Source organism: Betaproteobacteria bacterium, assembly GCA_009377585.1.
Classification (GTDB): Bacteria; Pseudomonadota; Gammaproteobacteria; order Burkholderiales; family WYBJ01; genus WYBJ01.
The window spans coordinates 109,921-131,891 of the sequence record WHTS01000004.1 but is presented as its reverse complement, the minus strand read 5'-3'; the positions used below and the strand labels follow the sequence as shown (position 1 = coordinate 131,891).

At 66.8% G+C, this 21,971-nt stretch carries 17 protein-coding genes and 1 pseudogene; 7 read left to right on the top strand and 11 right to left on the bottom strand.

Annotated features, from left to right (window positions below; translation table 11 throughout):
- Positions 1–62 precede the first annotated feature (62 nt).
- Together GEV05_02710 and GEV05_02705 are read left to right on the top strand one after the other, a co-directional pair.
- Positions 63–1,964 (top strand): BamA/TamA family outer membrane protein, encoded by a 1,902-nt coding sequence (locus tag GEV05_02710; protein MPZ42311.1) that lies wholly within the window; start codon positions 63–65, stop codon positions 1,962–1,964.
- A complete protein-coding gene (locus GEV05_02705; protein MPZ42310.1) occupies positions 1,964–5,683 on the top strand; it encodes a hypothetical protein in 3,720 nt (1,239 codons plus the stop codon). The genes GEV05_02710 and GEV05_02705 overlap by 1 nt, the downstream gene beginning before the upstream one ends.
- Positions 5,684–5,707: 24 nt before the next feature.
- Here GEV05_02705 and GEV05_02700 read toward each other — a convergent pair whose 3' ends face one another.
- From GEV05_02700 to GEV05_02690, 3 genes are all read right to left on the bottom strand, one after another.
- Entirely contained in the window at positions 5,708–6,571 is an 864-nt protein-coding gene (locus GEV05_02700; GenBank protein ID MPZ42309.1) for an aldolase, read from the bottom strand.
- A gap of 198 nt (positions 6,572–6,769) precedes the next feature.
- Positions 6,770–7,495: a queuosine precursor transporter gene (locus tag GEV05_02695; protein MPZ42308.1), complete on the bottom strand. Its 726-nt coding sequence runs from the start codon at positions 7,493–7,495 to the stop codon at positions 6,770–6,772.
- A gap of 98 nt (positions 7,496–7,593) precedes the next feature.
- Positions 7,594–9,720, bottom strand: a complete 2,127-nt coding sequence (locus GEV05_02690) for an HDOD domain-containing protein (GenBank protein ID MPZ42307.1) — start codon at positions 9,718–9,720, stop codon at positions 7,594–7,596.
- 124 nt (positions 9,721–9,844) lie between these two features.
- Here GEV05_02690 and GEV05_02685 point away from each other — a divergent pair, with 124 nt between their 5' ends.
- Positions 9,845–10,663: a CPBP family intramembrane metalloprotease gene (locus GEV05_02685; protein ID MPZ42306.1), complete on the top strand. Its 819-nt coding sequence runs from the start codon at positions 9,845–9,847 to the stop codon at positions 10,661–10,663.
- A gap of 94 nt (positions 10,664–10,757) precedes the next feature.
- Here GEV05_02685 and lexA read toward each other — a convergent pair whose 3' ends face one another.
- The gene (gene lexA, locus GEV05_02680) at positions 10,758–11,360 is read right to left on the bottom strand and encodes a repressor LexA (protein MPZ42305.1); all 603 of its coding nucleotides are present in this window, start codon (positions 11,358–11,360) and stop codon (positions 10,758–10,760) included.
- Positions 11,361–11,429: 69 nt separating this feature from the next.
- Positions 11,430–11,822 carry a hypothetical protein gene (locus tag GEV05_02675; GenBank protein ID MPZ42304.1) on the bottom strand — a complete coding sequence of 131 codons (393 nt, stop codon included), beginning with the start codon at positions 11,820–11,822 and terminating at the stop codon, positions 11,430–11,432.
- A gap of 347 nt (positions 11,823–12,169) precedes the next feature.
- Between GEV05_02675 and GEV05_02670 the strand changes: the two genes are divergently transcribed.
- Both GEV05_02670 and GEV05_02665 read left to right on the top strand, forming a co-directional pair.
- Positions 12,170–12,478, top strand: coding sequence for a hypothetical protein (locus GEV05_02670; GenBank protein ID MPZ42303.1), 309 nt, complete (start codon positions 12,170–12,172; stop codon positions 12,476–12,478).
- Positions 12,479–12,728: 250 nt separating this feature from the next.
- Positions 12,729–14,383: pseudogene (locus GEV05_02665) on the top strand (MBL fold metallo-hydrolase).
- A 123-nt stretch (positions 14,384–14,506) separates the two neighbouring features.
- Here the strand turns inward: GEV05_02665 and GEV05_02660 are convergent.
- The 4 genes from GEV05_02660 to GEV05_02645 all read right to left on the bottom strand — a co-directional run bounded on the left by GEV05_02660 (position 14,507) and on the right by GEV05_02645 (position 18,142).
- The gene (locus GEV05_02660; protein ID MPZ42302.1) at positions 14,507–15,163 is read right to left on the bottom strand and encodes a hypothetical protein; all 657 of its coding nucleotides are present in this window, start codon (positions 15,161–15,163) and stop codon (positions 14,507–14,509) included.
- 39 nt (positions 15,164–15,202) lie between these two features.
- Positions 15,203–16,372, bottom strand: a complete 1,170-nt coding sequence (locus tag GEV05_02655; protein MPZ42301.1) for a thiolase family protein — start codon at positions 16,370–16,372, stop codon at positions 15,203–15,205.
- The gene (locus GEV05_02650; protein ID MPZ42300.1) at positions 16,369–17,628 is read right to left on the bottom strand and encodes a CoA transferase; all 1,260 of its coding nucleotides are present in this window, start codon (positions 17,626–17,628) and stop codon (positions 16,369–16,371) included. The genes GEV05_02655 and GEV05_02650 overlap by 4 nt, the downstream gene beginning before the upstream one ends.
- 85 nt (positions 17,629–17,713) lie before the next feature.
- Positions 17,714–18,142 (bottom strand): hypothetical protein, encoded by a 429-nt coding sequence (locus GEV05_02645; GenBank protein ID MPZ42299.1) that lies wholly within the window; start codon positions 18,140–18,142, stop codon positions 17,714–17,716.
- 270 nt (positions 18,143–18,412) lie between these two features.
- On the opposite strand from GEV05_02645, the gene GEV05_02640 reads away from it, so the two are divergent.
- Both GEV05_02640 and GEV05_02635 read left to right on the top strand, forming a co-directional pair.
- Positions 18,413–19,162 carry a helix-turn-helix domain-containing protein gene (locus GEV05_02640; protein MPZ42298.1) on the top strand — a complete coding sequence of 250 codons (750 nt, stop codon included), beginning with the start codon at positions 18,413–18,415 and terminating at the stop codon, positions 19,160–19,162.
- Between the two features lie 16 nt (positions 19,163–19,178).
- A complete protein-coding gene (locus tag GEV05_02635; GenBank protein MPZ42297.1) occupies positions 19,179–19,700 on the top strand; it encodes a GNAT family N-acetyltransferase in 522 nt (173 codons plus the stop codon).
- Between the two features lie 62 nt (positions 19,701–19,762).
- On the opposite strand, the gene GEV05_02630 is transcribed toward GEV05_02635, so the two are convergent.
- Together GEV05_02630 and GEV05_02625 are read right to left on the bottom strand one after the other, a co-directional pair.
- Positions 19,763–20,893, bottom strand: a complete 1,131-nt coding sequence (locus GEV05_02630) for an MFS transporter (protein MPZ42296.1) — start codon at positions 20,891–20,893, stop codon at positions 19,763–19,765.
- On the bottom strand, positions 20,884–21,834 hold the full coding sequence (locus GEV05_02625) for an NAD-binding protein (protein MPZ42295.1): 951 nt from the start codon (positions 21,832–21,834) through the stop codon (positions 20,884–20,886). Before GEV05_02625 ends, GEV05_02630 begins: the two co-directional genes overlap by 10 nt.
- Between the last annotated feature and the right edge of the window lie 137 nt (positions 21,835–21,971).

The window sequence follows — 21,971 nt, the reverse complement described above, 5'->3', positions numbered from 1 at the left end:
TCTCTACCCTCCTTGCGCGGGGGCTGCGTACCACGCTCATGACGTAGTCCGGAACATTCGGCATGAGACCTCGGAACCGCCCACCGGCAAAGTATCTGAGCTCGCTGGGGTACACGCGTTGCGTGCGGCGCGTCGTGAGTCCAGTCCAGATCCTGCCGATGCGCCCGGCCACGCGGCGGTGGGGAAGAATTGTTCTCCTCGCAATCGTCATAACTGCGGTCGCACCGTGCTCGAGTGCGCAGCCGCAGGAACTCACAAAGCCCGGTGACTCGATGTCCGGAGAAAGGCGACGCGTCCGGTTCCGGGTCGAGATCGACGCCCCGCATCACTATGAGACGCTGTTGCGCGAGCGCCTGTCCTTGATGCGCTGGCAGTCCAGCGAGGAATTGACGATGCCGCTGCTGCGGCGGCTCGTTCAGGAAGCGTGTGCCTCGACGCAGGAAGCGCTCGCGACCGACGGCTATTTCTCGGCCACCGTGCGGGCCACCATCGATGAGGCCGCCGATCAGGCAATCGTGCGTCTGCAGATCGAACCCGGTCCACGAACCACAGTGGAGAGCGTTCAGCTCGACTTCCAGGGAGCAGGCCTTGCCGACGACGAAGGCAAGGAGCGAATCGAAGCCGTCCGGAACGGGTGGAGCCTGCGCAAGGGCGATCCATTTCTCGATTCCCGTTGGGTCGAGGCCAAGCGCGGAGCATTGGCGCGCCTGGGCCGCGGGCGCTATGCGGCAGCGAAGCTCGTGGAAAGCGAGGCGCGGATCGTCCCGGAAAAGTCGGCGGCGCACTTGAGGCTCAGGTTGGACAGCGGTCCCATCTTTCATGCCGGGGGCGTGAACGTCTCGGGATTGAAGCGCTATTCACCCGCCGTGGTGGAGAACTTCAATCCGCACGGCTACGGTGAACCGTACGACGCAATCAAGATGGAGCTCTATCAGCGCCGCCTTCTCGAGACGGGCTACTTCAGCGCCGTGCATTTCGCCGTCGAGCCGGACATCGCCAAGGCAGCCGCAGCGCCGCTCAACATCGCGGTGATCGAGGCCCCGACGCAGAATCTGGACACCGGAATCCTGTACACCACCGACCTCGGGGCGGGTCTGAAAGTCGACTACGGCCACGTCAATGTGCTCGAGCGGGCGCTGCGCTTTCGCTCGGTGCTCGATCTGAATGAAAAGGAGCAGAGCCTGAAGGTATCGCTGGATGCGCCGCCGCGGCCGGGCGGGGTGTGGAGCACCTACTCCGCCGGGCTGGAGCGAAGCGACGTGCAGGGTCTCATCAGCCGTGCGGCCATGATCGAGTATGCGCACAACTGGGGGCTGGAGCATGTTCCCTCGCGGCTGTTCGTCTCCGGACACATCGAGGAACGATCGATCGCCGGCTTCGGGCGGGAAGACGCGCACGCCGTGTTCGTCGGCTACCGCAAGACGTACCGGACGACCGACGAGCTTCTCACTCCGCGCGAAGGTCTGATCGGCACCATGGAGGTCGGGGTCGGCATACCGGCGTTGAGCAGCCGCAAGTTCGCCCGCGCACGCGGCATTTTGAACTGGCTGGTCCCGCTCGGCGAGCGCAACGATTTCTTCATGCGCGCCGAGCTCGGTGTCGTGCTCGCGGAAGCGCGTACCGGGGTTCCATCGACATTCCTGTTCCGCACCGGCGGCGATCAGACCGTGCGCGGGTATGCGTTCGAATCCATCGGCGTCCCGCTCGGCGATGCCACCGTCGGCGGACGCTATCTCGCGGTCGCAAGCGCCGAATATACGCACTGGGTGACGGATACGCTCGGCGCCGCGGTGTTCGTCGATGTCGGCGACGCATTCGACGAGCCGAAGGCAATCGATCTGGCGCTCGGTGTCGGCATCGGGATGCGCTACAAGTCGCCCATCGGTCCTGTGCGCGCGGACGTCGCTTTTGGCGAGCGCACGGGCAAGGTTCGGATTCATTTTTCGGTGGGATACAGCTTCTGATGGCAAGAGTGCGCGCGGCATGGGTTGCGCTGCTCGTCCTGATCGTCTGCATCCTGGGGGCCATCGTCGCCGGGGGCGCCTGGATCTTCTACTCGACGTCGGGGCTGCAGTGGCTGGCGGCCCGAGGCGTCGGCTTCTCGGGCGAGCGGGTGGAGATCCGTGGCGTTGGCGGCACGCTTGCCGGGGGCGCTCGCGCTGGACAAATCGCGTTCACGACCGAGGAGTTGTCCTTGCGGGTGCAAGAGGCGCGCTTCACCCTTTCGCCTTGGTCGCTGCTGACGTTGTCTGCTGATGTCGAGAATCTTGCCGCCGCGCGGATCGAGATCAAGACCAAGCCGAGCGACGATCCGCCCAGCCCGCTTCCGGATTCGATCGCCCTGCCGATCGACGTTTCCATCCGCAACGCCCGCATCGGGGCCCTTGTCTTCGACAACGCGACCCGCGTTGTCGAGCTGCGCAACGTTCATCTCGAGTACGCCGGCGGCGAACGGCGCCATCACGTGAAGGAGCTGGATTTCTCCGTGTCGGGCCAGGCGATCGCGCTGCGCGGGACGATCGACGCCGGGAAGCCGTTCGAGCTGAAGGCGCATCTGGCGTTCGTGCGGCCGGCTGATCCGAGCGCCACGGTAGGGGCGAGCGTGATCGGCAACCTTTCGCAATTGCAGGTCGAGGCACACGCCCGCAGCCAAGGAGCGAGCGCAACCGCAACCGCGACCATCCGACCGGACGAGCCGCAGCCACTCGATGCCGTCGAGCTCGTGGTCCACGATCTCGATCCGCGCGCCATCGATACGCGCCTGCCACACGCCGGGATCAGTGCCGAGGTCGTGCTCGCGCGCAAGGGTGACCGGTTGGAAGGACCCGTGATGGTGCGCAATGCAGTCCCTGGGCCTATCGACCAGGAGCGCGTGCCACTGGCAAGCCTGCAGGCGCATGTCCTCACCGATCTGTCGACGCTCGCCTTCTCCCGACTCCATGTTGATCTCGGCGCGGCCGGAGTCGTGACGGGCTCGGGCAACGTCGAGGGCCAGGAGGCGACGCTCGAGCTCGTCACCAAGGGTCTCGACCTGCGTGCCGTCCATTCGGCCCTGCGGGAAACCCGGCTGGCGGGTGCCGCTACACTCGAGCTCGGGCCCTCTGCGCAGAGCGTGGTTGCCGAACTATCCCAGGATGATGTCCGCCTCGCATTCGCCGCCGATCGCGCCGGCAATGAAATCGACATCAGGCGGTTCGACGCGGAAGCGACAGGCGGTAGCGCAAAAGGGCGGGCGCACATCAATCTGAGCGGCCAGACGCCCTTCACCGCGCAGGTGCAACTGAACCGCTTCGACCCGTCGGCCTGGGGTGACTTTCCGCGGGGCTCGATCAACGCGTCGATGCGCGCGGAGGGCGTCGCGCAGGAACCGGCCGGGCGGGTGGAACTTTCACTGCACGATTCCCGATGGCTCGGGGCGCCGCTCGCAGGCAAGGGCACGATAGAGGCAAGCACCGAACGCGTCGCACAGGCCGACGTCGAGCTCGAGTTGGGCGCAAACCGCCTGGCGGCCAACGGCGCATTCGGAGGCAAGGACGATTCGCTTGCCGTGAAGTTCGATGCACCGCGGCTCGACCTGATTGGCGGTGAAGTACGTGGCCAGGCTCGCGGCACCGCGGTCGTGTCCGGAACGTTCCAGGCTCCGAGCATCGAGCTCGATGCGAGCGCAGCGCAATTGATGCACTCGGCATACGGCTCGATCGATGCCCTGCAGGTTCGCGGCCGTGCCAGCCTGGCGCCGGATGCGCCTATGGAGCTGCGCGCAACGCTTACCGGCGTTACCACACCGCAGATCGCGCTGCGGACCGTTCGATTGAATTTCGACGGCCGGCGCTCGCAGCACGAGGCGGTCCTCGAAGCCTCCGGCGAGCCGATCGACTTGCGATTGCGGCTGCGTGGGGGATTGTCCGAGGAGAACCGCTGGGAGGGCACCGTGCTCGAGCTTGCCAATCGCGGCGAGATTCCAATCGAGCTTGCTCGGCCGGTGGCGCTCAGGATTGCGCGCGCACTCGTGCAGGTGGAACCGTTCGAGCTGCGCATCGCGGGAGGACGTCTGGTCGTCGAAGCGCTGGATTACGACAACGAACATCTGCGCACGGCGGGCAACTTTCGAGCCATGCCGGTCGCTCGTCTGATCGGGCTGATCGACAGACAGGCGCCCGTAAAGGGCTCGCTGAGCCTTTCGGGACGCTGGGATGTCGCGACCAGCCCGCAACTGCGGGGCGCGATCAGTATCGCGCGCGAATCGGGGGACTTGCTGGTCGGCGCAAAGGAGCCGTTCGATCTCGGCTTGAGCGCGCTTGCTGCCAGTGCGGATATCGATCCGGGAAGGATCGAGTTCCGGGCCAATGTCGAGCTTGCGCTCGCGCGCGCAGCCGCAAGCGGCCGCATTGGCGCGGTCGACGGCGGGCAGGCGATTCCCTATACCGCGGCATCGCCCCTCGACTTCACCGCCTCGATCGATGTGGCGCAACTCGCGCCGTTCGCCGACTTCATCGACACCGCGATGATCCTCCATGGAGAAGCACACGCACGGCTGCAGGGCGGCGGGACGCTAGGTGAGCCTCAGATCACCGGACAGGTCGACGCCACGGACATGGGCATCCTGATGCCGGCCGACGGCGTGAGCCTGCGGGATGGCACGCTCAAGGCCGTGATCACGCCGCAAGACATCCGGATCGAATCCTTCTCCATACGGGGTGGAGACGGCGTTCTGACCGCGCAAGGGACGCTGGCTCGCGCCGGATTCGACCGCGCTTCCGTCGATTGGCGGGCGGAACGCTTCACGGCACTCGGCCGTCCCGACCGCAAGCTGGTGGTGGGCGGTCAGGGCAACGCGGCGCTGCAGGACAAGCGGCTGGCGATGACCGGAACGTTGCGCGTAGTCGAAGGCAAATTCGACATCGGCGAGTCGGCACTGCCCACGCTGAGCAGCGATGTCGTGATCGAGGGCCGTGAGCCGCCCGGGAAGGAACAGCAAGAGCGTACGTTCCAGAATCTGGCGCTGGACCTGCGCCTGGACCTCGGCAACCGGATGCACATTTCCGGTCATGGCTTGAACGCGAGGCTGACCGGGGAACTGCGCATCGTCACCAACGAGGCGGGACAATTGCGGGCGAGTGGCACGATCCACGCGCGCGACGGGACGTTCGTGGCCTATGGCCAGCGTCTGGTGATCGATCGCGGCAACATCCATTTCAACGGACCGCTCGACAATCCCGGCCTCGACATCGTCGCGATGCGCAAGCGCCAGGCGGTGGAGGCGGGCGTTGCGCTGACCGGCACGTTGCAAACACCGCTGGTGCGCGTCGTCTCGGATCCCCCGGTTCCCGAGGGCGAAGCCTTGTCCTGGCTGGTGCTCGGCCGCTCCCCGAACGAAGCAGGCACCGGCGAGCTCTCCGCCCTGCCGCTCGCCAGCAACCTCTTGCTCGGCAAGGCCGCCAATCCGCTGAAGGACGCCTTCAAGCTCGATGAGCTCGGCCTGCGGGGCGGCGGCGCCGGCGAGCAGTTTTTGACGCTGGGCAAGCGGCTCACCGACCGGCTCTACCTGGTGTTCGAGCAAGGCTTCGGTGCAGCGGAAACCCTGCTGCGCCTCGAGTACAGCCTCACCCGGCGCGTCGTGCTGCGCCTGCAAGCCGGCGAGGCCTCCGGAGGGGGCGTTTTCTATCGCAGGCGCTGGAACTGACCGCCGAAATCATCATTCATCCCGCTAGGCACGTGCGTCGGCGAGCTGGCGAGCGCGCGCAGCCGTGGCGTTGGACCGCTCCGGCCGCGGCATCAGCCAGCGGAAGCCTTGCGCGACCACTTCGTCCACGTTGTCCTTCTCGACGTGCGGATGACCGCAAGCGACGTCGTGCGCCTTGCAGATCGCCAGGATTTCGGCGATGGCTCCGGCAACCGTGGGGTGCTTGTACTGGCGCGGGAAGCCGAGATTCTGCGACAGGTCGCCCTCGCCGATGATGACGGCGCCGATGCCGGGCACTTCTTTCAGGATGCGCGGCAGGTTCTTCAGCCCCACCACGTCTTCGCACATGATGGCGACCAGGATCTCGCCCTTCGGATCGAGCGGCCAGACATCGGCGCGAGCGTAGTATTCCGGCTGCGTGAGGCCCCAATAGCGCGCGGCCGCCGCCGGGGCGTCGCCGCGCTGGCCACGCGGCTCGAAGCGCGGCGCGCCCTCGGGCCGTGCATACCGGCACGAGGCGACGGCGCTGCGGGCTTCTTCCACCGTGCTGACATGCGGCCACACGATGCCGTAGACGCCGCTGTCGAGCACCTGCTTGGCGACCCACTGGTTCATCTCCGCGCCGTTGGGCGGAATGCGCACCAGCGGCGTGACCGCGGGCGCGAGCGAGCCCGATTCGACGATCTGGCGCCGGTTCAGGAGCCCTTGCAGGCAATCGCGCAAGGTCCGGACATCGTACGGCCCGTGCTCCATTTCGAACACGATGCCGTCGTACGGCTCGGTCGCCGCGATGTGGGCATTGGCCGGATCGCCCGGCGCGAACGTCACGCAAACGCTTTTCCCTTGCTCCAGCTTGCCGATGATGCCGTTCAGTCGTCCGATCTCCATGCCGTGCTCCGTTCGAGGCGATATGCATGGGGCTCACGCCGAGCGCATTCCAGCCGGCGTTGCGCCAGCCCGACCGACCCAGGCGTTGACCCGTACGATCATTGGCTCGTCGTTTGCCGCAGCTTAGCGCACTTCCGGAAGAACGGGTTGTGGGCGGGATGTTCTACCGGGGCTTTACGGACCGCCCGGGGCCGGCGGTCAGGTCTTCAGTGTGAACGGACTAAAGTCCGTGCGCACGTCGTAGTAGTCCTCCTGTTCGGCGCGCTTCAGGAACGCGACAATGCGATAAGTGAGCGGCGTGAACAGAACCTCGACGCCGACTTTGGCCACGAACTGGGCCAGCATCACCTTGGGCAGCATCTCGTTCGGGATGAGACCGCTGCCGTAGAAGGCAAGTGGATAGAACAGCGCCGAATCCACGCCTTCGCCGACGATGGTCGAGCCGATGGTGCGGGTCCACAGCCAGCGCCCGGCAGTCGCGATCTTCATCTTCGCCAGCACGAAGGAATTGACGAACTCGCCGCACCAGAACGCGATCAGCGAGGCGAGCGCGATGCGCCAGGTGGAGCCGAACGCGATCTCGTAGGCGCTCTGGTTGGTCCAGCCGGGCGCGGGCGGCAGCGCCACGACCACCGCCGACATGGCGGAAGCGAACAGCAACGCGCCGAAGCCGGCCCAGATCACGCGCCGCGCCCTGGAATAGCCGTACACCTCGGTCAGGATGTCGCCGAAGACGTACGAGATGGGGAAGAAGAGCACGCCGGCGCCGAAGGTGACGGCTCCAAGCAGCGGCAGCTCCAGCTGCGCGATCTTGGCCGGGCCGACCAGATTCGAGCACAGCAGCACGGCGACGAACGCCGCCATGACGAACTCATAGTAACGGTAGCCCGGCCGGGCGGTGTTCTTCGGCGTCGTCGTGTCCATGCCCGCGCGATGCTACCGGTACTGAGCAGCGGCCGCAATTGACTTTGCGCCGAGCGTCGCGTGCGCCGAGCGCCGCTTGTGCGCCGAGCGCCGCGCCGTTATGCCGAGAACAGGTTGCGCCAGGCTCGAGCCAGTCGCGCGCCCATGCCGTCCTCGCGAGCAGTAGGCGCCGGTGTCATGTCGGCGGTCGCAGGCGTCAGCTCGCTCGTCGCAGGCCTGAGCTCTGCAGTCAAAAGCCGGAGCTCCGTTGTCGCGCGCCGCAATTCGAGCGTTGGCCCCTGCGCGATGTCGCGAGGCGTGCCATCGCCGCCGGTGGCGGGTGTACGGCCAGCGCCGATGCTCGGCGCCTGCGCCTTGGCGTCGCACGGTTGCGACAACGCGCGCATCGCCTCCAGCAGCGGCGTCTCGATCAGCCTGAGCCCCGAAGCCCTCATGTACTGCAGGGCCGCGGTGACGGAATGTCCGATGAGCAGTCGGATCTGCGCAACTTCGACCGGAGCCGCGCCGGCATAGCGGCATTGATGCCTGGCGAAGGCCTGTTCGCGCCCGCTGGCCGGCGTCTCCCGCGCCAGCGTGCAAAGCTCCCGGGCGTAGCCGGCGCACAGGCGCATGCGCTCGGCATCCGATTGGGGCGCCGCGACGCTGCCCGCGGGCAGCGCGTGCATTGCCTGGACGATCACTTCGGGAAATTTCCAGTGCAGCGCGACTTGCGCACCGAGCTCGTCGAAGGTCAGTCCCAGGACGGTGCGCGAGGCCGTAGCCGAATCGATCCCATCGTCGGCGACGCGGCTCGCGATCGCTTCGTGTTCGTCGCTCAGATAGAACAACGTGAGCAGCTCGCCAAGCCGGCTGAACATGCCGCAGATGAACAGCTCCTCGACGCTCTGCAGTCGCAGCATGCGGCCGATGTTGCGCGCGATCACGCCGGCGACGAAGGCATCGGTCAGCGCGGTGGCGAGCGCGCCGGCGCGCGCGCGGCCGTTGCCGGCGTTCGTGAGCATCATGCCGGTTGCGACCGCGCGCAGCTGGGACAAGCCGAGCAGGGTGATCGCCTGCGAGACGCGGGTCACATTGCCTGCGCCGAAGGCGGAGGAATTGGCGATTCGCAGCAGCTTTTGCGACAAGGCGAAATCGCGCATCACCAGGTCGGAGATCGCCTTGATCGAACCGTCCTCGCTTTGCGCGGCAAGCTGATTGATGCGGTTGAAACTCGCCGTGAGCGCAGGAAAATCGCTCTTCAGCGCCATGCGTCGCAGCAGGAACTCCACCGTGCCGTGCAGCGCCTGCTCGCGCAGGTCCGAGCTTGCCGCGGCTACGGCAGGCACGCGGTAGCGGTCCAGATCGAGCTTCATCTGGTCCGCATCCGCATAGCGCTGATCCGGTTCGCGCTGCAGCGCCTTCAATACGATGTCGTCGAGGCGGCGGTCGATGCGCGGATTGGAGGCCGAGGGCGGCGGTGGAATCTCGTTCAGGATCCTGTAGATGATCGAGTATTCGTTGGCGGCCTCGTACACCGGCTTGCCGGTCAGCATCTCGTGGAACAGCAGGCCCAGCGCAAACACGTCCGAGCGGTAATCCGCCCGGCCCTCGCTCAGGCATTCGGGCGCGGTGTACTGCAGCGTGCCGCAGCTCACGGTCTCCAGGGCAGCGGTGTGCGCGGGCCGCGCGATACCGAAGTCGGTCACTCGCGGGATGTTGTTCACGCCGATCAGAATGTTGGCAGGCTTGATATCGCCGTGCAGCAGGCCGCTCGCGTGCACATGCGCCATCCCGGCGAGGATCTGGCTCATCATCACGACGGCGCGCGCCATGGGCAGCGGACCTTCCGCCTCGAGCGCGGCGGCCAGGGTTCTGCCCTCGACGTATTCGAACACGACGAAGGGCTGGCCGGCGTGGATGCCGACTTCGAACACAGGAACGATATTGGGATGGCTCAGGCTGCTTGCGGTTTTCGCCGCTGCGACGAACTGTTCGGCCTGGTCGGCACTCGCCGCGCCGTTCAGGAGCAGGGTCTTGATCGCGACCTGCCGGTCGAGCTCCGGGTCGTGAGCGGCGTATACGATGCCCTGCGCGCCCTGGCCCAGCGGCCGGAGCAGGCGAAACCGGTTGATGCGCTCTGCGTTCGAAGCAACTGGGGTCATGGCGATGGGAGACAAGTCCCCGACGAACGCATCTACGGCCTTAAATGAAGATTCTTTATCGGCTGCGTTGCATGCGTGTGACATGGGTGCTGGCCGAGGGCAAATACGGCGCTTAGCGAGCTTGCGGAAAATGCATTACAGCTCGCGCCCGGAGAGAGGGGGGGCGCATTGCGGATAGCAGAGAGGGGAGCGCATTGCGGAAAGCGGCTTGTCAACCACTTTCCGAACCGTCAATAAGGCGGCCAATGCTTCAAGCTACAATGCGTTCACCATGCGCGCCGATGCTCTTGCCTACCAAGAATCCGGCGGCCGGCCCTGGGGGCTGGCCGCGACCCTGGGCCTGAGCCTGGCGATCTGGTATGCGCTGGAATTGCTGCAGGCGGCCATGGGCTTCGGCATGGATCGTGTGCTCGCGGCGCTGCGGCTGGTGTCTCCCGCGCAGAACACGCAGGCGCTGAATTTTGCGGTGATCACCTGCATCAGCACCGTCCTGTGCGGCGCGCTGGTGATCGCGGCGGCGGCGCTGCGCGACAGGCTCGACCCGCGCGCCTATCTCGGCATCGTACGTGCGCCGGCGAAGGAGTGGCTGCGCTGGCTCGGCGCCATGGCGCTGATCGTCGCGATGACCGACCTGGTTATTTACCTGGTGAAGGGCGAGCTGCTGCCGGCGCAATGGGTCGAGATCTATCGCAGCGTGCAATCGCCGCTGCTGTTCTGGATCGCGCTGGTGGTCGCGACACCCATATTCGAGGAGCTGCTGTTTCGCGGGTTCGTGTTCGCGGGCATTCTGGCCTCACCTCTGGGCCGGGTCGGCGCCGTGCTGATTACCGCGCTGGCATGGACGTGGATCCATTACGAGTTCGATCCGCTCGAGTTCGCCATCATTTTCATCGTCGGCGTGACGCTCGGCATCGCGCGCCTGCGCACCGGCTCGTTGCTGGTCACCATGGCCATGCACATGCTCTACAACCTGATCTCCACCGGAGAGATCATCTGGCTGGCGGCCATTGCCGATGCGCAGTCCTAGCCCCGATATTTCGTCAGTCGGCCCGAATCGAAGCCAACGCATTGAGCGAGCCGCAGTGCTGCAGTCGAGGTGGCTGGAACGTAGCCGCACGCGGTCATAACGAGCGGCCGTTGCGGATGATGCCGACGCCGATGCCTTCGATCACGAGCTCGACTTTGCGCAGATCGACTTCGATCGGCGCGAAATCGGGATTCTCGGGCAGCAGCTGGATCTGGCTGCCGCGGCGCTTCAGGCGCTTCACCGTGACTTCGTCGTTCACGCGCGCGACCACCACCTGGCCGGCGCGTGCATCGGGCGTGCGGTGCACGGCGAGCAGGTCGCCATCCAGGATGCCGGCATCGCGCATGCTCGAGCCCCGCACTCGCAGCAGATAGTGCGCCTGCGGCTTGAATACGCCGGCATCGACGCGCGAGTAGCCTTCGATGTGCTGCTCGGCCAGGATCGGCGCGCCGGCCGCGACGCGGCCCACGACCGGCAGGCCTTGCGGCTGCAGCAGACGCAACCCGCGCGAAGCGCCCGGCAGGATCTCGATCGCCCCCTTGCGCTCGAGCGCGCGCAGATGCTCTTCGGCGGCATTGGGAGAGCTGAAGCCGAAATGCGCTGCGATCTCGGCGCGGGTGGGCGGAAACCCTGTCTCGTGCAGATGCGTGCGTAGCAGGTCCAGGATTTCCGTTTGGCGAGGGGTGAGGTCTTGCATGCGCGACTCCGTCGGTTGGCTCGCTCCCTCTGCTTCGGGAGAGAGTCGAGATGGTCCTGATCAATAGGGCTAGGCTGCCTGGGCCGCCGGCAGTCCGGTGCGATAGCGCGGCGGATCGGCGGGCGGCTCGATCTTGCCCAGCCGGACCAGGCGCGCCTGGATGGCCGCGCGAGTGCGGCGATGGTGCTCCACCAGCTCGGGAATGGGCTTGCCGGCATCGAATGCCTCGGCCAGGACATTGTCCTCCTCGTCCGACCAGGGTTTGCCGGCGTTTTCCGGGATGGCTTGTGCGCCAGGGCGGGGTCGTCCGGCCGGATCGGCCATCGCCTGCACGGCCTGGAACAGGGCGCGTACGGTATCCGGGTGCTGGTACGGGCTATCGGCGGGGAAAGTCTCGCCGGTATGCGGGTCGACCCCCTGGGCCAAGGTGCTGAGAATGTGCATTGCGGCTCGCTTTTCCATGGTGATCTCCTTCGAAGCCCCTCCATGGACAGTATGTTTCGGCTCGAGCGGACGATTCCGCCGCGGCCTGTCTTGCCGCAGCCGGAAATGCGGGGCCGCGGTACCTGTGAATATATCCAGTTTACGCCGCATGTCAAGCCGGACGCGCGTGGCATAAGTCCTGGGTGCGCCGCGGAGTGCCTGGGTTACACTGGCGCCACCCGCGGCAGGGAGGCATGCGAGGCGGCCAGGCATGCGGAGCCCGCGATAGCTTCACCGCCATGAGGGCGGCGGCCCTCTCAAGAGGAGCTAACGACGCGGAGCTAACGACGCGGAGCTAACGACGCGGAGCGAATGAAGGGGAGCGAATGAACCGGCTGCTGCGCGATATCGGCTATTTCCTCATCCTGGCTCTGATGGTGATCGGAATCACCGGCGTCATCTACCACTCGATCGGCGAGAACGGATGGGTCGAACGCTTCTTCGGCGACCTGCTCGATCACAGCGTCAGCGCGATCGTGCTCATCGTCCTGGGCGTGCTGCTGGTCGTCTGGCTCGCGCGCCGCTGGCTCGTCGCCAGCCAGGCCAACGCGCTCTTCAACGACTTGCTGATGTATGCGATGGTGGCATTGGGCGTGCTCTTCCTCGGCCGCCTGATGATGTACGGGGCGCTCTGAGCAGGCGGCCGCAGCACACGGTCGATTGCAGCGGATCGTTGGCGCAAATTCGAGCAGGCGCGAGGCGCAAATTCGAGCAGGCGCGAGGCGCAAATTCGAGCAGGCGCGAGGCGCAAATTCGAGCAGGCGCGAGGCGCGCATTGGCGCAGCGCGAGGCGCGCATTGGCGCTGGCCCGGGCCGCGCGCTGGACGTACGCGGGGGTGCCCCGTGCTAAACTGCAAACGTGCCGCTTCGTTCACGACCCATGCGATGAATCAGCCCGTAGTCCCCCGCCCCGCGGCGACCATCTCCATCGTGCGCGATGTCGCCGGCGGTTTCGAAGTCCTGATGATGCAGCGAACCCATAGCGCCGGTTTCATGCCGGGCGCCTATGTGTTTCCGGGCGGCGCGATCGATCGCGAGGATCGCGACCCGGAGTTGTACGCGTTATGCAGCGGGATCGACGATGCCGCGGCCAGCCGTGCGCTCGGGCTCGAGCGCGACGGACTGGCGTATTGGATCGGCGCCATTCGCGAGTGCTTCGAGGAGGCGGGGTTGCTGTTGTGCTACGACGCAGCCGGCGAGCTGGTGCGCTTCGAGCATGCCGAAACCGCGGCGCGCTTCGCCGCCCACCGCGACTCGCTGAACGCGGGCAAGGTCATGTTCGCCGACTTCTGCCGAGGCGAACACTTGCGCCTCGCGGCCGACCGCCTGACCTACTTCAGCCACTGGATCACGCCGGTCGCGGCGCCGAAGCGCTACGACACGCGCTTCTTCGCCGCCATCGCTCCGCAACACCAACAGCCGCTGCACGATGCGCAGGAGCTGATCGATACGGTCTGGGTGCGGCCGGCCGAAGCGCTCGAGCGCGACCGCGCCGGCACGCTGTCGCTGCGCACACCGACCATCGCGACGCTGCACCAATTCGACGTGGCACAAGACTGCGCCGGCCTGCTGTGCAGCCTCGGCTCGCAGAAGGAGATCCGCGCCATCCTCCCGGCCATCGGCGCCGACGGCGCCCGGGTGCTTCCCGGCGAGCCGGGGTACGCCGAAGCGGCTTTGAATCCGGAGCCGAAATGGAGCTGAGCGCCATCACCCCCGGCCGGGTCGACACGGTGAGCGAGCGCGTGCGGCGCATCACCGCGCCCAATCCCGGTGTCATGACCGGTCCCGGCACCAACGCCTACGTGCTCGGCACGCGCGAGCTGGCGCTGATCGATCCCGGGCCTGCGATCGAGAGCCACATCGAGGCGCTGCTGCAGCTCGTCGGCACACGGCTGCGCTGGATACTGTGCACCCACACGCATCTGGATCACTCGCCGGCGACGGCGGCGATCCGCGCGGCAACTAACGCCCAGGTGCTCGGCAAGCCGCCGCCGGACGACGGGCGCCACGATACCGCGTTCGCACCCGATCGCGTGCTGCAAGACGGCGAATGGCTCGAGACGCCGGAGTTCCGGCTGCGCGCCGTACATACGCCGGGCCATTCGTCCGAGCATCTGTGCTACCTGCTGGAAGAGGAGCGGCTGCTCTTCACCGGCGACCACGTCATGCAGGGCTCCACGGTGGTCATCGGCCCGCCCGACGGCAGCATGAGCGCCTATCTCGCCTCGCTCGAGAAATTGCTCGGTCTGGACCTGGGGCGTTTCGCCCCGGGGCATGGTCACCCGATCGACAAGCCGCACGACGAAGTGCGCCGTCTGATCAAGCATCGCCTCGCGCGCGAGCAGAAGGTGCTGGGCGCATTGCAGGCGCTCGGGCGCGGAGACCTCGATGCGCTCGTGGTGCATGCCTACGACGATGTCTCGCCCAAGCTGCACCCGGTGGCGCGGCGCTCGTTAACGGCGCATCTGCTCAAGCTCGAGCACGATGGCCTCGCCCGGCGCGAAGGCGAGCAGTGGGTTGCGTCCGGCAGGGCAGGCTGAGTAACTAGTGTCCTGAGTCAGAAGTTCGTCACCCCCGCGAACGCGGGGGTCCAGGCGGGGTTTCATTCTGGATTCCCGCTTGCGCGGGAATGACGATATACGACGAATTTGCGATTCACCACACTAGCGCGCTGCCTCATCCTGCGCCGGCTGCTCGCCGTTCCCGGGTTGCGGTTGCGACCCGATCGGCGGCAGCAGCGGATACTTGTTTCGCTTTTTCTCCGGCGTTGGCGTGGAAACACCGTCCGCATCGCTGTCGCTCGATTGGCTGCGGCCCTTGTTGATGCCCCAGCTGTCCTTGTAGCGCTTCCAGATCGGCACCTTGGACTCGGCCGTATTGGGCTCGGTGCGCCCCGACTTCAGCCGCGCCTCGATCTTCTCCGGCTCCTCGGCGAAAACCGAGGCGCGCTTGAATTCGTACCAGGGATCGCTGGCCGCCGGATTCCACAGCAGAATGTTCAGCAGGCGCAGGTGAATGAACGCCCGCGTTCCGCTGTCGAACTGCAGCAGCGCCCAGCCGCGTTTTGCTGCCACGAATTGGAAGCGCTCCGTGCGCGTGATTCGGATCGTTCCGCTCTGGAAGCTGGGCTCGCTGAAAAAACTGGTGCGCGAGTATTTCTCGTGCTCCGGAACGTACCAGTAGTAGCCATCGCGAACCAGCTCGGTCGCCATGGCCATGCGCGGCTGCCACGCCAGCCAGGCGCACGCGAACAGCAGGGTGATGCAGCAGAGCGAGACAAGCCGGGGACGCCCGAGTCTGATTGCGCTTTGGAACGTCATCGGAATTCATGCCGAACGGGTTGATGGTGGTGCGCCGCTCTAGCGCGGTTCCCGCCCCAGAACGAGCGTGCAATGCGACGACAGCACGCCGCCCTCATTATGCACCAGGGCCGCTCTAGCGCCTTCGACCTGCCGCTCGCCCAAGCCTCCTCGCAGCTGCGCGACCGCCTCGATGATGCCGAACATTCCGCCCGCCGCACCCGCATGGGCATGGGACAGCATGCCGCCGTGGGTGTTCACCGGCAGCTTGCCCCCGATCGCCGCCTCGCCCGACTGCCAGAAGGCGCCGCCGCCCCCGCGCTCGGCGAATCCCAGCTCTTCCAGCTCGATGATGGGCACGATCGTGAAGCAGTCGTACAGCTGCGCCACGTCCATATCGCCGGGGCCGAGACCGGCCATCGCGTACGCAGCCTTGCCGGAATGGAGGCTGCCGAATTCGGTCAGGCTGGGCGCGCTCAGCAAGTGTTCGTGGGTGTGACATTCGCCCGCGCCGAGGAGCCACACGGGTTGCGAGCGACAGGCGCCGATCCGGTCCGGCCGGGTGACGATCAGCGCGCCGGCGGCATCGGAGATGAGACAGCAGTCGAGCAGGGTGAGCGGATCGGCGATCGGCTTGGCGCCGAGGACATCCTCGAGCGTGATCGGCATGTGCATGTGCGAGTTGGGATGCAGGCAGGCGTGGCTGCGCGTGGTCACGGCGACCTGCGCGAGCTGGCGGCGTGTGATGCCATATTCGTGCATGTAGCGGCGCGCGATCATGGCGTAGCAGCCCGGGATGGAAGGGCCGTACGGGTGCTCGAAGTACGGATGACCGACTGCGGAGGCGAGTGCGGCGACCGCCTGATCGCGGCTCTGGCCGCTCGCGCGGTTCTCTCCGGTCACGATGAGCACCGTGCACGCCTGGCCGGCGGCGATGGCGGCGGCGGCGTGCACCAGCATGATCGCCGGGGTCGCGCCGCCTGCGATCAGCGACGCGCAATAGCTCGGGCGCAGCCCCAGGTATTCGCTCAGCACGGTGCCGAGCATGAAATAAGGCTCGGTCATCGAATAGGCGGTGAGCAGGCCGTCGATGTCGCCGGGGCGCAAGCCGGCGTCGTCCAGGGCGCGCCGCGCGGCCTGCGCGTTCAGGCCAAGTCCTGTCATGTGCGGCAGCTTGCCGATATCGGACTCGCCGCTGCCGACGATAGCGCAACTGTTGCGCAGGCTCATCGGCGCGCGCCGCGTTCCTCGCCGGCGCCTGCCGCGGTCGTTGCGGGCACCGTAATGACGCCGGCATCGCGCAGCGCGGCGATCTCCTGGCTGCTCAAGCCGGCCTCGCGCAGCACTTCCTCGGTGTGCTCGCCGAGATGCGGCGAGGGCCGGGCGTTGTGCGGCCGGCTGCCGAAAAAGCGCAGCGGCAGGCGCATGGTGCGAAGCGCGCCCTCGGTCGGGTGGTCGCGAATCTCGAACAAGCCGACGTCGTCCAGATGCGGGTCGTGCAACAGGCTTTCGAGCGTGTGCAGCGGGGCTGCCGGAATATCGGCCTCGTCGAGCAGCGCCAGCCACTCGGCGCTGGTGCGCGTGCGCAGAACTTCCTCGGTGATGGCGTAGACCTCCTTCAGATGGCGGCTGCGCTGGGTGCGGTTCTCGAAGCGCGGATCGGACTTGAGCTGCGGGCGCCCGATCAGATCGCAGAAGGCGCGGAATTGCCGGTCGGTGGAGGCCATCAGCGAGATGTAGCCGTCCTGGGTGGCATACGGGCGCCGGTCGAACAGCCGGATCTCGCCCTTGAAGTCCACCGGCGGCTCGAAACTGTGCTCCCAGATGTGCTCGGAGAGCACGAACTCGGCCATCGTCTCGAACATCGGCACCTCGACCTCCTGGCCTTCGCCGCTGCGCACGCGATGCAGGAGCGCCGCCAGAACCGCGTTGGCGAGGTATACCCCGCAGACGCGATCGGCCAGGTTGATCGGGACGAATTGCGGCCGGCCGCAGATCCGGCCCAGCAGCGAAGGCAGCGCAGTGAGCCCCTGGATCACGTCGTCGTAGGCGGGGCGCGCGGCGTAGCGGCCGCCGCGGCCGAATCCGACCGCGCCGCAATACACGATGTCCGGCTTGACGGCGCGCAGCGATTCGTAATCGAGCCGCAACCGGGCCATGGCCTGCGCTCGGCTGTTGTGCACCACCGCGTCGGCCGTGGCAACGAGCCGCAGGAACGCATCCCGCCCCGCAGCTTGCTTCAGATCGATCGCGATCGCGCGCTTGGATCGATTGAGGTTGATGAACTGACAGCCCATGCCGGGATTGCGCGCCGGGCCGTAGTGGCGCCGCGGCTCCCCCGTGATCGTCTCGATCTTGATCACGTCGGCGCCGAGGTCGCCGAGGAACTTGGTGGCATAGGGCCCGAGCAGGACGGTGGTGAGATCGAGAATGCGGATGCCGGCGAGCGGACCGCGCGGCGCGGCGGACGACGAATCGGTATTCATGCGTTTCGCTTGGAGGGAAGAAATTCGATCGAGGCGCAGTGCATCGGTGTGCGGAAAGTGTTTGCTTTGCAAAAGGCCGAGGCGATCAGGTGCCGCGCGAGCGCCGGAACTGGGGCAGGGCGGCGCCGTCACGGTCTTCGAAGCAGACATGGACGCGCTCGCCGATGGCGACCCCGAGCGCATCGTCGCCCACGATATTGGCCATCATGCGCGGCCCTTCCGCCAAGTCGACCAGCGCCACCACGTAAGGCACGCGCGCGAGCCACTGCGGTTGTGGCGCACGCTGCATGACCGTGTAGGTGTACACCGTGCCCTCGCCGCTTGCATCGAGCCACTGCAAGCGTTGCGACCAACAGTACGGACAGGCGAGCCGGGGCGGAAAGTGCCTGCGTCCGCAATCGGTGCATGCGCGCAGCACCAGCTTGCCGTGCCGGGCTTGCGCCCAATAATGCGCGCTGTCGGCGTCGGGCCTCGGCTGCGGCAACGGCTCGGACATGCGCGGGGCGTCGCTCACCGCTTGCTGCTCATGGGCCGGTAGCTTTCGTTCGATGTCGCGTCGAGTATAGCCGCGGCACCCGGGCTTGTCAGTGCGGCGAGGCGTTCCTCGCGTCGCTCCCGAGCGGTCAGCACCCGCTCCGAGCACGTACCGCGTCGCATCGAGAGCGATGCGCGCGGCAGCGAACAATTGCCCCAGTCGACATATAATCGCAGCACGCGCCGAAGCTCGTCGCACGGGCGAATATGGCTCGACGCGCCGGCGCTGGAACATGAAAGGAATATCACGATGATGCGCGGGGTCGGTCGCACGATGGCAGTGTTCGATTGTTTCTCCGAGGACAGGCCGAGCCTGAACCTGCAGTCGATCGCCAATCGCGTCGGGCTGCCGAAGTCGACCACGTTCCGGCTGGTGCAGAGCCTGGAGCAGGCGGGCTACCTGGTGCGCCAGGAGAACCAGGAGTATTGCCTCTCGCACAAGCTCGTGCGGCTGGCACGCCTGGTCGGAATATCGTCCGATGTTCGCCGCGTCGCCCGTTCGGTGCTGGAGGAAGCGGCCAAGGCTTCAGGCGAGACGGTGATCCTGAATGCCGCGCGCGGACGCGAACGCGTTTGCCTGGAAGTGATCGACACCCAATCGCCGCTCGGGAGCATCGCGAAGCCCGGCCAGCACGTGCCGCTGGTCGACGGTGCGACTGCGAAGCTGCTGCTTGCGTACCTGCCCGGAAGCGATTTCAAGGAGGCGGTGGGCTACGCGTCCAAGGTTTCCGGCCAACCGCGCTCGCAGCTGCTTTCGGAGCTGGAGCAGGTGCGCAGCGCCGGTTACGCCGTCACCCACGGCGAACGTATCGTCGGTGTGAGCGCCGTCGCCGCGCCGGTGCGCGATACCGACGACGTCACGTATTGCATCGCCATTGCCGGTCCGACTGCGCGCATGAAGCCGCGCTTGTCGGAACACATCCGCATCGCCACGCGCGCCGGCGAGGAAGTGTCCCGGCGCCTGGGTGCGCGCGCTTCGCACGGCGCAGCCGCCGTTTGAGCGAGCAGGCACGCGCATGAGCACGTCCGCTACCGAAATCCGGCTTGCACGCATCGAGGATGCGAATGCAATCGCACGCATGTCGCGCGACACCATCGAAACGGGGCTGGGCTGGTCCTGGCGCCCGCAGCGCGTGCTGGTCTCGATTCGCGATCCCAACACGCTGTCGAGCGTCATCGGCGATCAACGGGTGCAGGGTTTTTGCATCACGCAGTTCGGCGACGAGATTGCCCACTTGAGCCTGCTCGCGGTCGATTCCAGGTTCCGCCGCCGCGGGCTTGGCCGCAGGCTGGTGAACTGGATGCTTACGTCCGCGCGCACCGCCGGGATCGCAACGGTGCACGTGGAGATGCGCACCACCAATCTCGCGGCGCGTGCGTTCTATCGCACGCTCGGTTTCGAGGACGCGGGTGTCGTGGCCGGTTATTACCGCGGGGTCGAATCGGCGCTGCGCATGGTGTTGAGCCTGCGGTCGCGGGATTTCCCGGAAGTGACCTGGGAGCCCCCGCTCGCCTGGCGCCGTCCGGCGGATTCCTGATCGATCGACGGCGCCTGGGCCGTGGGTTAGCGCATTCTGTTGCGAATTCGCAAGCAAACTTCTCAATATCGCTTCAGCACCCTCGCCGCAAGCGCCAGGCAAGCGGAGTTCATCCAGAACACCGGCCCCACGCCGAACGCGGTCCCGAGCGCGCCCGAAAGGATCGGCACCACGAAGTGCGTGCAGTGATTCACCATGAGCCGCAGGCCGTTCGCCTCGCCGGCGCGGGCGGCTGGCGCGCGGGCGTAGGTGATCATCATCGACAGCGGCTGGCCCAGGCCGAGCGTGAGCCCCAGGGCGATCGACAGCGCACCGAGCGCGTAGGCGCTCTCAGCGAACGGAAATGCGAGGTAGAAGAGCGCCGCGACCAGCATGGCGCGCGCGAGCAGCCCGGCCTCGCCCCAGCGCCGCACCAGCGGCGGCATGAACCAGCGCACCGTGAATGCGGCCGCGCCGAATACGGCCAGGATTGCGCCGATGACGGCTGCGTCCAGCCCGATGCCGTGCGCGTACACCGGGAGGTAGAAGGTATAGAGATCCCATCCGGTCACGACCAGGCCGCTGGTCACGAAGCTCGAGCGCAAGGGCCGATCGCGCAGCAGCTCGAAGACGCTGGAGCGCTGCGTCCCGGCCGGTTCCGGCTTGAGCGAATGCAGATCCCGCATGCCGAACAGGATGAGCACCGGCACGATGGCCGCGAATGCGAACAGCAGGAAGCCCCCGGCCGTGCCGAGGAACTGGACGGCGAAGCCCGCCGACAGCGGCGCAATCAGCGCCGACACCGAATAGCCCTGGCTCAGTATGCTGAAATCGCGCGCCCGATCGTGCGGGCGGCTCATGAGCGCGACCAGGCTTTGTACGGCGACGTTGAAGAAGATGAAGCCGGCGCCCATCACCGCGGCGGACATGTACAGCGCCTGGATGGAAGGAAAGGCCCAGGCGATGATGAGCCCGCCGCAGGACAGCGTCGACCCGAGCAGCATCGGCCGCACCGGGCCCAGGCGGTCGGACCACTTGCCCGCCTGGATCGCGAGCATGAGCGACAGCGCAGCGTAGAGACCTGCGAGGACGCCCACCTGGAACGGATTGGCGCCGAGCTCGAGCGCGAACAGCGAAGCGATCAGGCGACTGCCCGCGTAGCAGCCGGAAATCAGGACCGAGGTGAGGGTGACGAGATAGACGTTCAGCGCAATTCCGTGCCGCTGATGCGCTCGAGCATACGCACGATTTCAGTGTGGTCGGCGTTGGCGCCGAGCGTCTTCTCGGCATCGTTCCATACCGGCACGCAGTGCTCGCCCAGCGGCATGGGCGCCTCGACCTGCTGCGCCAGCTCCAGCGCCGTGCGCAGATCCTTCGCCATCAAAGCGACCGAGAAGCCCGAGCCGAACGTGCGCGACAGGATGAACTGCGCGAACTTGTGCTCGGTGCTGTTGTTCTTGCCGGTGGAGGCGTTCAGCACCTCCAGCGCTTTCTTGGTGTCGAGCCCGAAACGCTGCGCCGCCACCATGCCTTCGGCGGCCGCGAGCAGCCCCGCCGCCGAGACGTAATTGTTGAGGCACTTGATGGCATCGCCGGCGCCCAGGTCGCCGACGACGAACAGCTGGCTGCCCATCGCGCCCAGCACTGGGCGGCAGCGTTCGATGATCGCCGGATCGCCGCCGATCATGACCGCGAGTTGGCCCGTGACGGCGCGGCGCACGCCGCCCGACACCGGCGCATCGATCATGCCGATGCCGCGGGCCTCGAGCTCCGCGCCGAGCTCGCGCGTGCCGACGGGCGCCGACGAGCTCATGTCGATCAGCACCGAGCCGCGGGCGAAGCCGGCGACCAGCCCGGACCCGGCCTTTTCCTCGAGGCCCGACTCAGGCGAGTCCTTGCGTCCGAGCGCGATGTCGCGCACGATCTTGCCGTCGGGCACCATCGTGATGACGACGCGGCAGGCGCGGGCGAGATCGGGAAGGTGTTCGAATACCTGCCCGCCCACCTCGTCGCCCAGCGTGCGTGCGAGCTTCGGGTCGATGTCGTTCAGCGCCAGCTCGAATCCGGCCTTCTTCAGGTTGCGGATCATGGGGGCGCCCATCCTGCCCAGTCCGATGAACCCGATGCGCTCGGGCGGTGCGAATGTGTCGGTCATGCGTCCTCCGTGAGGTTCGTGCGATTGATCGGGCGTAATGTTAGCAGGCGTATGCGCGTCGCTCATCCGCAGCAGCGGGGCGCCCGCGCCGGGACGCGTGGCATAATCGATGCAGATTCTTCCTCACTTGCAGTGCG

Excerpts from the sequence above, each read along its gene's own strand:
- GEV05_02635 (MPZ42297.1), top strand. The coding sequence starts at position 19,179 with ATGAGCACGTCCGCTACCGAAATCCGGCTTGCACGCATCGAGGATGCG.
- GEV05_02625 (MPZ42295.1), bottom strand. The coding sequence starts at position 21,834 with ATGACCGACACATTCGCACCGCCCGAGCGCATCGGGTTCATCGGACTG.
- GEV05_02655 (MPZ42301.1), bottom strand. The coding sequence starts at position 16,372 with ATGAGCCTGCGCAACAGTTGCGCTATCGTCGGCAGCGGCGAGTCCGAT.
- GEV05_02660 (MPZ42302.1), bottom strand. The coding sequence starts at position 15,163 with ATGACGTTCCAAAGCGCAATCAGACTCGGGCGTCCCCGGCTTGTCTCG.
- GEV05_02650 (MPZ42300.1), bottom strand. The coding sequence starts at position 17,628 with ATGAATACCGATTCGTCGTCCGCCGCGCCGCGCGGTCCGCTCGCCGGC.
- GEV05_02695 (MPZ42308.1), bottom strand. The coding sequence starts at position 7,495 with ATGGACACGACGACGCCGAAGAACACCGCCCGGCCGGGCTACCGTTAC.
- GEV05_02675 (MPZ42304.1), bottom strand. The coding sequence starts at position 11,822 with ATGGAAAAGCGAGCCGCAATGCACATTCTCAGCACCTTGGCCCAGGGG.
- GEV05_02670 (MPZ42303.1), top strand. The coding sequence starts at position 12,170 with ATGAACCGGCTGCTGCGCGATATCGGCTATTTCCTCATCCTGGCTCTG.
- lexA (MPZ42305.1), bottom strand. The coding sequence starts at position 11,360 with ATGCAAGACCTCACCCCTCGCCAAACGGAAATCCTGGACCTGCTACGC.
- GEV05_02700 (MPZ42309.1), bottom strand. The coding sequence starts at position 6,571 with ATGGAGATCGGACGACTGAACGGCATCATCGGCAAGCTGGAGCAAGGG.
- GEV05_02710 (MPZ42311.1), top strand. The coding sequence starts at position 63 with ATGAGACCTCGGAACCGCCCACCGGCAAAGTATCTGAGCTCGCTGGGG.
- GEV05_02640 (MPZ42298.1), top strand. The coding sequence starts at position 18,413 with ATGATGCGCGGGGTCGGTCGCACGATGGCAGTGTTCGATTGTTTCTCC.
- GEV05_02705 (MPZ42310.1), top strand. The coding sequence starts at position 1,964 with ATGGCAAGAGTGCGCGCGGCATGGGTTGCGCTGCTCGTCCTGATCGTC.
- GEV05_02690 (MPZ42307.1), bottom strand. The coding sequence starts at position 9,720 with ATGTCACACGCATGCAACGCAGCCGATAAAGAATCTTCATTTAAGGCC.